The following is a 10,524-nucleotide window of genomic DNA, read 5'->3' as shown; positions in this document are numbered from 1 at the left end:
CGCCTCCGTTTTCTCTCCGACTGGCCAGGGTCCGGGCGTCGGGAACGGCCGGAGGCTGAGAGCGTCGGGAACGCATCTCAGCCGACCCAGGACTGGGAGATAAAACGGAGGTCTGCCGCTTTAGCGGTCGATTTATTTGGCGGGGAGTCCGGGGTCTCGGGGGAATGACGGTGATTCTCCCGAGACGTTCACCGGTTCGGTGGTGACATGTGAAGCAGGACTGGAGGTGAACGGAACTTTAGCCGATCCTTCATAGAGCGTATTTGTGACTAAGAGACCGCCCTTGGTGTAAGCCCCGGCGCTTGCCACATCGACGTCGTCAGGCCGCTGTCCACCAGCGTTAACTGGTCGGCATACACTTTCTGCCACTTGCGCTTCATCTCGTCGTAAAGCTCGCGGTGCGCCGGATTTGGCGTGAACGCTCTCTGCCATTGCACAAGGCGTTCGCCGGTATTGGCCAATGAATCGAAAAGCCCGGCTCCGACGCCCGCCGCAATGGCGCAGCCCAGCGCCGTTGCCTCTTTCACCACGGGAACGCGTACCGGCAGGCCGGTCACATCGCTGAGGATCTGGCTCCACAGCACGCCTTTTGAGCCGCCGCCGGCAAAGACCAGCGAGTCGAACTTCACGCCCGAAAAGCCGGAAATCTGTTCCAGATTACAGGCCGACACAATCGCCGCATTTTCCTCTAACGCGCGGAATAGCGTGGCTTTGTTGCACTTTTCAGGGTCGATGGAGAGGTTAATAAACGACGGCGCGGCGTGGTACCACTGCTTGAAATGCATGGCGTCGGAGAAAATCGGCATCACGCCGTGGGAGCCTGCGGGTACGCGGCTTGCCATCTCTTCCATCAGCGCATAGGTATCTACGCCGAGACGCTCGGCAAGCAGCTTTTCTTCCGCGCAGAAGGCGTCCCGGAACCAGCGCATTGTCAGGCCGGTAAAGAAGCTGATCGATTCCGCCTGCACCATGTTGTGAATCACGTGCGGGTTTATACGGATGTTCATTTCAGGGTCGGTTTTGATCGCCGGGAGGTTCACCACCTGCTGCCAGAACGTGCCGCCCAACACCGCAGTTTGCCCGGCGCGGACGATGCCCAGCCCCAGGCAGCCCAGCTGAACATCGCCGCCGCCCATCACCACCGGCGTGCCTTGCACCAGGCCGCTCTCTTCGGCAGCCTGGTGCGTTACGCCGCCCAGCACGGTGCCGGTTTCTTTTACCGGGGAGAGAATGTCGGCACGCAGCCCTGCCATATCAAGCAGGGCAGGTCGCCAGCCTCGCGTGGCCAGATCCAGCATACCGGTTGTCCCGGCGTTGGACGGGTCGACCGCCAGCTCACCGGAAAGCTTCGCGGCGAGCCAGTCACCGATCATGGTGACAGTGGCCGCTTTGCGGTAGATATCCGGGCGATGATGCGCCAGCCAAAGCAGGCGCGGCATGGCGCTGAGCGCCAGCGTCTGACCCGATACGTGGTAGACTTCGGACTCAAACTGGAAGTCGTGGATCTCTTTAAGCTCGCTGACCTCGCGGCTGGCGCGAGCATCAACGTTGGCGCAGGCCCAAATCGGCTCGCCGCTACCGTCGTAAAGCACAATTCCTTCGCGCATCGAGCAACAGGAAATAGCGCTTATTGCCGCAGGAGAAAGGCTGGCCTTATACAAGGCCTCGCGGATGCAGCGGCAGGCGAGCTGCCAGTTGACGGCAAGATCGAATTCCATCGATCCCGGTACATTCTCCACGCTCAGGTGTTTCCACTCGGCCTGGCCCACGGCAATCTGGCGGCCATTGGTGTCGAAGATCACGGCACGGATACTGCCCGTTCCGGCGTCCAGCGCAAGTAAATAGCTCATCAGCAGACCTCTTCCGTCGTCCGTTCAATAAATAAACTCTTATCCATTGCTGGCGATCCGATCGATCTATTTGGGTGTTTTGTGATCGCTGCACGGTTGCAATCGCCGATCCCTGACTAACTTTTTGAACACTATCTCTTATTCACACACGGATCCGGGAGAGGACGTCATGGCAGATCTGGATGATATTAAAGACGGAAAAGACTTCGGTATTGGTCAGCCGCAGGAGAACCGGGCTTTTTACCTGAAGGGCAGCGGAGCGCTGGACTGGGGCATGCAGTCGCGGCTGGCGAGGATCTTTAACCCGGACACCGGGCGTACCGTGATGCTGGCCTTCGATCACGGCTATTTTCAGGGGCCAACCACCGGGCTTGAGCGCATCGATCTCTCGATTGCGCCGCTGTTCCCCGAAACCGACGTACTGATGTGTACGCGTGGGATCCTCCGCAGCGTCGTGCCTCCGGCAACCAACAAGCCGATTGTGCTGCGTGCCTCCGGCGGTAACTCCATTCTCAGTGAACTCTCGCGTGAAAGCGTCGCGGTGACGATGGAGGATGCTTTGCGCCTCAATGCCTGTGCGGTGGCCGCGCAGATTTATATCGGCAGCGAATATGAGCACCAGTCAATCAACAACATCATCAAGCTGGTGGATGAAGGTACGCGCTACGGCATCCCTACGCTTGCGGTGACCGGCGTCGGTAAAGAGATGGCGCGTGATGCTCGCTATTTCTCGCTGGCAAGCCGCATTGCCGCCGAGCTTGGGGCGCAGTTTGTGAAAACCTACTTCGTCGAGGAAGGCTTTGAGAAAGTCGCCGCCAGCTGCCCGGTGCCGATCGTCATCGCCGGGGGCAAAAAACTGCCCGAACAGGAAGCGCTGGACATGTGCTTTAAGGCGATAGACCAGGGGGCGTCCGGCGTGGATATGGGGCGCAACATCTTCCAGTCTGAAGCGCCGCTGGCGATGCTGCAGGCGGTGAAAAAAGTCGTGCACGAGAATATGTCGGCCCGCGAGGCTTATCAGTTCTGGCTTGAAGCGAAACATCAGGGAGGTAAGGCATGAACGTAACGCTGGTGGAGATAAACATTAAGCCAGAGCGCGTCGACGAGTTTCTGGCGGTGTTTCAGGCGAATCACGAAGGGGCTATCAGGGAGCCCGGCAATTTACGCTTCGACGTGCTGCAGGACCCGGATGTTGCGACGCGATTTTTTATCTACGAGGCTTATCTGGATGAGGCCGCCGTGCTGGCGCACAAGAAGACGCCGCACTACCTCGCCTGCGTTGAGAAGCTGGATGAGATGATGTCTGAGCCGCGTAAGAAGCGGAGTTTTATCGGGCTGCTGCCGTAGAGATTGCCCCTCACCCCAGTGGGGAGAGGGGAAAAAAACAGGCGGGGGGTGAGGTCCAGTCAGCTTTCCTGCGCCTCTGCCGTCTCATCCTGCGTCACTCTCAGCCGGTAAAGCGCGCATTTAGCGCACTCCAGCACGTGCTCACATTGCTCAATCGTCAGGGTCAGCGGTGGCTCTACGCGAATGGTTTTTGAATTATTCAGCGTACCGGCCACCAGCACCTGCTGGCGGAACATCTGGCTGGCAAAGTTGTAGCCGATGTCGTTGTCGCGAAACTCAATCGCCATTAACAACCCCTGGCCGCGAGCCTCCACGATCAGGTCCGGGAACTCACGGGCCAGCGCCCGGAAGCCATCCAGCAGCAGTTGCCCTTTCTGGGCCGCCTGAGCGGGCAGATTTTCTTCCAGCAGATAGTGGATGGTTGCCAGCGCCGCCGCACAGGCCAGCGGGTTGCCGCCGAAAGTGGTGGTATGCAGGAATGGGTTATCGAACAGCACGGAAAACACCTCTTCCGTCGCGACCGTGGCGCCTATCGGCATTACGCCGCCGCCCAGCGCTTTTGCCAGACACAGAATGTCCGGCTGCACGTTTTCGTGTTCGCAGGCAAACATTTTGCCAGTACGCCCCATTCCGGTTTGTACTTCATCCAGAATCAGCAGCACGCCGAATTCGTCGCAAAGCTGACGCACCGCAGGCAGGTAGCCCGGCGGAGGCAGGATCACGCCGCCTTCACCCTGGATAGGTTCGAGGATCAGCGCCGCCACGTCATCGCCGGTTTTGCGGCATTCGCTGAACTGGGTACGCAGCGCGTCGATATTGCCAAACGGCACATGGCGGAAGCCCGGCAGCAGAGGCATAAACGGTTTGCGGAATGTGGATTTCGCCGTTGCCGAAAGCGCACCCAGCGATTTTCCGTGGAACGCGCCGCTGGTGGCAATAAAGGTAAATTTCCCTCGCGGCGACTGGTATGCCTTCGCCAGCTTTATGGCTGCTTCAACGGATTCGGTGCCGCTGTTGCTGAAGAAACTGTATTTGAGTTTACCCGGAGTGAGCGTGGCAAGCGTTTTAGCAAGCATCGCCCTTAGAGGATCGAGCAGTTCCTGGCTGTGCAGGGGCTGCTTTTCCAGCTGATGCTGGACGGCGGAAACTACAGCTGGATTACGGTGCCCCACGTTAAAAATACCGAATCCACCCAGGCAGTCGACGTACTCTTTGCCCTGGGTGTCGACAAGCGTATTCAGACTGCTCGCTTGCCACTCTACGGCTCCGTAATCCCCGCCGGCGGTAACGGACTTGCGGTACTCAAGAAAACCCGGGTTTACATGCTGCTGGAAGCTATCGATAACCTCCCGATTTAGCGCCTTCATCTCCTCATGACTCAGTGACTTCTTTTCGATTATGTTCAGTGCGTGCGCCGTACAGGCAAGTGCCGAGGCGCTGGAAGGTAACCTGTTCAAAATGTGCTCCTGGATGTGGCGTATCACGCGATACACAAAATAAGTATTGCAGGGATTGCGCCAGGTAGCCTTCCGTAAGTGAAATCGAGATAAACGCCCGCAGGACTACGCCTGTGCAATAATTAATCACAATAGATTACATTTTGCGTGTTTTAATGCTGGCGGCGGCGCCGTGCTTTGAAAGGAAATAGGGGATGTTGCTTTATAAACAGGCAATTTGCCCTGGAATGGTGCAAAAGGAAGGGCTATCACCGTTGGCCTTTCCAGGTTATGTCGCATGATTCCCTGCATAGCGCCATTGTGCGCGCAGACAAAGCCCTGTATTACGGCAAAAATACCGGCCGTAATCGCTGCATTTTGGCTTTGTCTGACGGAGGAATGGTAACGCTGGAATAACGCGTTACGCGTGCGCCATCCTGTGCTCACCGTTAACCAGTGCAGCCCGATCGAAGCTGCGTTCGATAACGCCGTTCGCCATAAACGCCGCGCGGTCGGACATATGGGCAATCACGTCGGCATCGTGGCTGACCAGCAGGTAGGTCATGCCGTGCTGCTGTTTCAGGCGATTGAGCAGGTTGAGGATCTCAGCCTGCACCGACATATCCAGCGCGGAAGTTGGTTCGTCCAGCAGCAGGATCTTAGGGCGCAGCAGCAATGCTCGTGCAATCGCCACGCGCTGGCGCTGGCCGCCGGAAAGCTGGTGCGGGTAACGCTTTGCCGCATCGGCCGGCAGCCCAACCTGGCTTAACGCTTCTTCCACGCGGGCTTCGATAGAGCTCTCCCCGTGGATTTTTAGCGGTTCAGCCAGCGTGCGCCAAATCGTGTGGTTTGGGTGCAGCGAGGCGTAAGGATCCTGGAACACCATCTGCACTTCTCGACGCAGCGCCCCCTGAAAACGTCTCCCTGCAACAATGTTATTGCCCAGCAGTTCCACGCGGCCTTTCCACTCACGCTGTAGCCCGGCAAGCACGCGCAGGATGGTCGATTTCCCGCAACCGGAAGCGCCAATCAGGCTAAAAGTCTCACCCTGCTCAATCGCGAAACTGGCCCCGGCGACGGCGGTTTTGATGCCGCCTTTTGCGGCAAACTCGACGCTCAGATTTTCAATGTTAACGATCGCCATGAGTCTCTCCTGGCTGGAATTCGCTGCGGTTCAGCGTCGGCAGCATCTGCCCGTAAGTGTCGGCATTTGGACGGCAGGTCCAGAGCGTTCGCGTGTAAGGGTGTGTGGCCTGCGCCAGCTCGCTCGCCGCCATTTCATCGACTTTCTGCCCCTGATACATCATCAGCACGCGGTGGCAGTGTTCCGCCACCAGCGGCAGATCGTGGCTAATCAGCAGCAGCGCCATTTGCCGTTGCTCGCACTGCGCTACCAGTAGTTCAAGGATTTGATTACGCAGGCGGGCGTCCAGCGCCGAGGTCGGTTCGTCGGCAATCAGCACCTTGGGATTATTGGCGAGAGCAACCGCGATCATCACGCGCTGGCCCATGCCGCCGGACAGCTCGCCGGGGTAGCGCAACAGTACCGCGTCCGGCAAACCCACGGACTGCACCAGTTCGCGGCAGCGATCGCGGCGTTCGGCAGAGGACAGCTTCTGGTGCAGGCGGAGCGCCTCGTCAATTTGCTGAAAGACGCTTTTCACCGGGTTCAGCGCATAGCGCGGATCCTGCAGTACCATGGCGATGTCGCTGCCGCGCAGCTGGTTCCAGCTCCGGGCATTCATTGCCAGCAGGTCGTGCCCCAGCACATTGAGCTGCTCCGCGCTCACTTTGCCCGGCTTACGCACCAGTCCCATCAGGGCTCGTGCCGTCATTGATTTTCCGGAGCCGGACTCTCCCACCAGCGCCAGGCGTTCATTGCCCAGCGAAAAGGAAAGGTTGCTGACCACCCGGCTGCCGGGGTAGTCGATATTCAGCCCGGAAACGGTAATTCTGTTAGTCATGTTGCGGCTCCAGCACGTCGCGCAGGCCATCGCCCAGCAGGTTAAAGGCCAGGCTGCTCAGCAGAATGGCGGTACCCGGAATGGCGGCAATCCACCATTGGTCGAAAATGACCTGCATTCCGTCGGCAATCATAGCGCCCCACTCAGACATCGGCGGACGGGCACCGAGGCCCAGGAACCCGAGTCCGGCAGCGGCAAGAATAATCCCGGCAAGATCCAGCGCCAGACGCACGATGGCGGAAGGCAGGCACAGCGGCAGGATGTGGCCGCCCAGCAGCCGAATGCCTTTAATCCCCATCATTTCTGCGGCGGCAAGATAATCACTGTGGCGCAGCCGCTGTATTTCGCTTCTTGCCTGGCGCGCATAGGCAGGCCAAGTTGTCAAAGCGAGCGCCAGCGCGCCGTTAACCAACCCTGGGCCAAGCATCGCCACAAAAGCGAAGGCCAGGATCAGACGCGGCATCGACATCACCACGTCGGTAAAGCGCATCAGAATACGCTCCAGCCAGCCGCCGTAATAGCCGGAAAGAATGCCAATCAGCAGCCCTACCGGCAGGGTAATGACCGTAACCAGCAGCACCAGGCCCAGCGCCGGGCGGGTACCGTAAAGCAGGCGTGAAAGCAGGTCGCGACCGTAGCTGTCGGTGCCCAGCAGATGGTGAGCGTTGGGTGCCTGCAGGCGTGCGGCGGCGTCCTGCCAGTTAGGATCGAACGGGGCCAGCAGCGGGGCAAACAGCGCAATAAGCACCAGCCCGGCAATGATAATCAGCCCGCTGAGGGCGGCCGGGGAGCGCAGCATGCGTCGCAGGAAAAGAGAAGACGGCATTAGCGGATCCTCGGATCGGTGGCACGCACCAGTATGTCGGTCAGGTTATTGATCAGCACAAACGACACGCCGATCAGCAGCGTGCCGCCCATAATCGCGGTGGTATCACCGGCAAACAGCGCGGTGGTGAGATAGCGGCCAATGCCCGGCCAGGAGAAGACGGTTTCCGTCAGCACTGCACCTTCCAGCATGCTGGTGTAAGCCAGCGCGATTACGGTGAACAGCGTGCCGCGAATGTTCGGCAGAACGTGACGCAGCAGAATCGCCATGTCGCCCGCACCCTTCGCGCGAGCCAGCGTAATGTATTCTTTGTTCATTTCGCTCAGGCAGGCCGTGCGCGTCAGGCGGGTGATGCTGGCGAGAGAATAATAGGCCAGCAGCAATACCGGCAGAATCAGGTGGTTAACGGCGTTGAGGAACGCGCCTTTATCGCCGGAAAGCCAGGTATCAATCAGCACGAAGCCCGTTTTGGCCTCGACGCTGTACTGGTAAATATCATCGAGCCTTCCAGGCCCGGCGCTCCACTGCAGGCGGGCATAAAACAGCGCAAGCATCAGCAGGCCGAGCCAGAAAATAGGCACCGAGTTACCGAGCAGGGTAAAGGTGCGTACCGCGAGATCCCACGGCGAACCGGCAAAGCGGGCGCAAAGCACGCCAAAAAGCACGCCCAGCACGCTGCCGATGATGAGCGCGAGGGTGGCAAGCTCAAGCGTGGCGGGGAAAGCCGAGAGTAAATCATGCAGCACCGGTTGGCCGGTTGAGCTGGCTATGCCCAAATCGCCGTGGGCAAGATTAACCAGGTAATGCCAGAACTGCACGGGCAGCGACCGATCCAGCCCAAGCTGGTGGCGAACCTGATCGTAAGTGGACTGGCTGGCGTGATCGCCGACGATTTGCAGCACTCTGTCCACCGGGGAAAGCGCGGACAAAGCAAAGGTAATCAGCAGCAGGCCAATAAGGGTTAGAGCAAGGGTAAATATTCCCTGAAGCAGGGTAAGCAGCGGGCGCCGTAGGCGCTGCGACGAGGGAGAAACTTCGGACATGGGTAACTCTTTTTATGCGCTGATGGTGATTAACCTCTCGCCCCGTTTCTTTGATGGTGAAAAGGGCAGGGCGAGAGGCCGTTCAGTTATTTCGTGACGTTATCGTAATACACCATATCCGCATTCAGGCCTTGCTGATAGCCCTTGATGTTATCGCGCACCACAACCTGGGTTTTACCCTGGTCGACAAACACGTACGGGGAGCTACGCTGCAGCTCCTCCTGCAGTTTGGTATAGAGATCTTTGCGTTTGGCCGGATCGGCTTCCGCCACGGCGGCCAGCGTTTGTTTGTTCAGTTCCGGAATCTGCCAACCGTTCAGCCCGGCCACGGTGCTCGCTTTGCCGTCGTTATAGGCAAAGGCGCTGGCGTTGGAGTGGGCGTCGAAATAGTCCGGGATCCACAGGCGGATAGCGGCCTGGTGCTGCTTCGCACGAACGCGGGCGTAAACCTGGCTACCTGCCGCAGGCAGCAGATCCACCTTCACGCCGCCCTGGGCAAAGCTCGCCTGCATCGACTGCGCGATGGTGATAAACGGCGGTTTGTTTTCCACGTCCAGCGAGAAATGGGCGTCTTTGATGCCCGCTTTCGCCAGGATCTCTTTCGCTTTCGCCGGGTCGAATTTAAACGGCGTGTTTTCCAGTGCGCCAGGGAAACCGACCGGCAGGAAGCTCTGGTGCACGAAGTACTGGCCTTTCAGCAGATCTTTGGTGATGCCCTGATAATCAACCAGGTAGCGGGCCGCTTCCCACAGCGCAGGGTTTTTCAGCAGCGGGTTGGCATTGTTGCCGACGTTAAACACCAGGTAGTTTTGCTCGGCGGAAGGAATGCTCAGCACCTTCACGCCCGGTTTGCCTTCGAGCGCGCTGGTTTGGTCAGAACCCAAATCGCGGGCGATATCGGCGTCACCTTGCTGAATCAGCAGGCGGCGAGCGGCCGGATCGGGCACGTTTTTAATGATGATGTTCTTCACTTTTGGCGCGTCGCCAGGGGATGTCGGGTTGGCATCCAGGACGATAGCCTGATGCGGCTGGTAGACGCGCATCTTGAACGGGCCGCTGCCGGCAGAGTGCATTTTCAGCCATTCGTTGCCGAAGTCGCCTGCTTTAACGTTTGGCGTGACCGCTTTTTCATCGACGATAGAAGCTATCGGTGTGGAAAGAATATTCAGCGCAACCGCCGGGCTTACGTCCGCGGTCCAGTGCACTTCCAGCGTGTGGTCATCCACTTTCTTCAGCTGGCTGGCGATGTTATCCGGCTGCCAGCCCAGCACGTTAAGAATAAAGGCCGGGGATTTATTCAGCGTCACCGCGCGGGTGTAGGAGAAGATTACGTCTTCCGGGCGCAGCGGGTTGCCGGAGGCGAATTTAGCGTCCGGGCGCAGCTTGATGGTCAGCTTCTTATTCGCCGCATCGCCCTGCCAGCTTGCCGCCAGAATCGGCACAACTTTGGCCGGATCGGTACGGTCTGCCTGCACCAGGCGCTGGTACAGGCTTGGCACGGTCTGGATGCTTGAGAGTTCGTTGGCTTCGGCCGGATCAAGGCTGACGATGTCATCCAGGCCTTGAGCAACCACCAGGGTATCCGGTGGCGTGGCAGCGTGAGAAGCTGCAGACAGCGCAGCCAGCAGCAGTAATGGCAGGACTTTCTTTTGCATGTGTGTACCCTGTAATGGTGTTTTTTATCGGTTTTTCTCTGTGTATTTACGTTAGGTGAGTTATCTCAATTCACAAAGTCAAAATTGCGCTTTGCATATAAATATACGATATATCCAATGCGATAAAGTGATGAAAACTTGAGGCGGGGGGGGGGGGCCTTCCGCAGGGAGGCGGCAGAGCACCTCTATGAAGCGTTAGCTTAAGTTCCGTTCACTTCAAGTACGTATTTACCTGTATCTACCGAACCGGTGAACGTGTCAGGGGGCATTACGCCATGCCCCCTGACAACCCCCGGCGCCCGGCGAGCTCATCGCCGCTGAAGCGGTAAACCCACCGGCTATCACCCAAACAGTCGGGGTCGTTCGCGATTCGTTCCCGACGATCGCTCTCTTTCGCTGCTCC

At 58.6% G+C, this 10,524-nt stretch carries 10 protein-coding genes; 3 read left to right on the top strand and 7 right to left on the bottom strand.

The window, feature by feature from the left end; all coding sequences use genetic code 11:
* Nucleotides 1–269: 269 nt before the first annotated feature.
* Entirely contained in the window at nt 270–1,850 is a 1,581-nt protein-coding gene (lsrK, locus tag VGM55_RS13495) for an autoinducer-2 kinase (RefSeq protein ID WP_331635738.1), read from the bottom strand.
* A gap of 169 nt (nt 1,851–2,019) precedes the next feature.
* On the opposite strand from lsrK, the gene lsrF reads away from it, so the two are divergent.
* Nucleotides 2,020–2,910 carry a 3-hydroxy-5-phosphonooxypentane-2,4-dione thiolase gene (gene lsrF / locus VGM55_RS13490; RefSeq protein ID WP_154187007.1) on the top strand — a complete coding sequence of 297 codons (891 nt, stop codon included), beginning with the start codon at nt 2,020–2,022 and terminating at the stop codon, nt 2,908–2,910.
* Nucleotides 2,907–3,197, top strand: coding sequence for a (4S)-4-hydroxy-5-phosphonooxypentane-2,3-dione isomerase (gene lsrG, locus VGM55_RS13485; RefSeq protein WP_154187008.1), 291 nt, complete (start codon nt 2,907–2,909; stop codon nt 3,195–3,197). The genes lsrF and lsrG overlap by 4 nt, the downstream gene beginning before the upstream one ends.
* A gap of 59 nt (nt 3,198–3,256) precedes the next feature.
* Here lsrG and ygjG read toward each other — a convergent pair whose 3' ends face one another.
* On the bottom strand, nt 3,257–4,654 hold the full coding sequence (ygjG, locus tag VGM55_RS13480) for a putrescine aminotransferase (protein WP_331635737.1): 1,398 nt from the start codon (nt 4,652–4,654) through the stop codon (nt 3,257–3,259).
* Nucleotides 4,655–4,924: 270 nt separating this feature from the next.
* Between ygjG and VGM55_RS13475 the strand changes: the two genes are divergently transcribed.
* Entirely contained in the window at nt 4,925–5,050 is a 126-nt protein-coding gene (locus VGM55_RS13475; RefSeq protein ID WP_414648267.1) for a hypothetical protein, read from the top strand.
* Nucleotides 5,051–5,054: 4 nt separating this feature from the next.
* Here the strand turns inward: VGM55_RS13475 and VGM55_RS13470 are convergent, their stop codons facing one another.
* The 5 genes from VGM55_RS13470 to VGM55_RS13450 all read right to left on the bottom strand — a co-directional run bounded on the left by VGM55_RS13470 (nt 5,055) and on the right by VGM55_RS13450 (nt 10,121).
* The gene (locus tag VGM55_RS13470; RefSeq protein WP_154187010.1) at nt 5,055–5,777 is read right to left on the bottom strand and encodes an ABC transporter ATP-binding protein; all 723 of its coding nucleotides are present in this window, start codon (nt 5,775–5,777) and stop codon (nt 5,055–5,057) included.
* A complete protein-coding gene (locus tag VGM55_RS13465; RefSeq protein ID WP_331635736.1) occupies nt 5,764–6,597 on the bottom strand; it encodes an ABC transporter ATP-binding protein in 834 nt (277 codons plus the stop codon). The genes VGM55_RS13470 and VGM55_RS13465 overlap by 14 nt, the downstream gene beginning before the upstream one ends.
* On the bottom strand, nt 6,590–7,423 hold the full coding sequence (locus VGM55_RS13460) for an ABC transporter permease (protein ID WP_154187012.1): 834 nt from the start codon (nt 7,421–7,423) through the stop codon (nt 6,590–6,592). Before VGM55_RS13460 ends, VGM55_RS13465 begins: the two co-directional genes overlap by 8 nt.
* On the bottom strand, nt 7,423–8,466 hold the full coding sequence (locus tag VGM55_RS13455) for an ABC transporter permease (protein WP_331635735.1): 1,044 nt from the start codon (nt 8,464–8,466) through the stop codon (nt 7,423–7,425). Before VGM55_RS13455 ends, VGM55_RS13460 begins: the two co-directional genes overlap by 1 nt.
* 86 nt (nt 8,467–8,552) lie before the next feature.
* A complete protein-coding gene (locus VGM55_RS13450; RefSeq protein ID WP_154187014.1) occupies nt 8,553–10,121 on the bottom strand; it encodes an ABC transporter substrate-binding protein in 1,569 nt (522 codons plus the stop codon).
* Between the last annotated feature and the right edge of the window lie 403 nt (nt 10,122–10,524).

The sequence above is a fragment of the Cedecea sp. genome (assembly GCF_036500665.1).
Classification (GTDB): domain Bacteria; phylum Pseudomonadota; class Gammaproteobacteria; order Enterobacterales; family Enterobacteriaceae; genus Cedecea.
This window is presented reverse-complemented; position numbering and strand designations above follow the sequence as displayed.

Bases quoted from the DNA above. Each gene is read 5' to 3' on its own strand.
- lsrK (WP_331635738.1), bottom strand. From the start codon at position 1,850: ATGAGCTATTTACTTGCGCTGGACGCCGGAACGGGCAGTATCCGTGCC.
- lsrF (WP_154187007.1), top strand. From the start codon at position 2,020: ATGGCAGATCTGGATGATATTAAAGACGGAAAAGACTTCGGTATTGGT.
- lsrG (WP_154187008.1), top strand. From the start codon at position 2,907: ATGAACGTAACGCTGGTGGAGATAAACATTAAGCCAGAGCGCGTCGAC.
- VGM55_RS13475 (WP_414648267.1), top strand. From the start codon at position 4,925: ATGTCGCATGATTCCCTGCATAGCGCCATTGTGCGCGCAGACAAAGCC.
- VGM55_RS13470 (WP_154187010.1), bottom strand. From the start codon at position 5,777: ATGGCGATCGTTAACATTGAAAATCTGAGCGTCGAGTTTGCCGCAAAA.
- VGM55_RS13465 (WP_331635736.1), bottom strand. From the start codon at position 6,597: ATGACTAACAGAATTACCGTTTCCGGGCTGAATATCGACTACCCCGGC.
- VGM55_RS13460 (WP_154187012.1), bottom strand. From the start codon at position 7,423: ATGCCGTCTTCTCTTTTCCTGCGACGCATGCTGCGCTCCCCGGCCGCC.
- VGM55_RS13455 (WP_331635735.1), bottom strand. From the start codon at position 8,466: ATGTCCGAAGTTTCTCCCTCGTCGCAGCGCCTACGGCGCCCGCTGCTT.
- VGM55_RS13450 (WP_154187014.1), bottom strand. From the start codon at position 10,121: ATGCAAAAGAAAGTCCTGCCATTACTGCTGCTGGCTGCGCTGTCTGCA.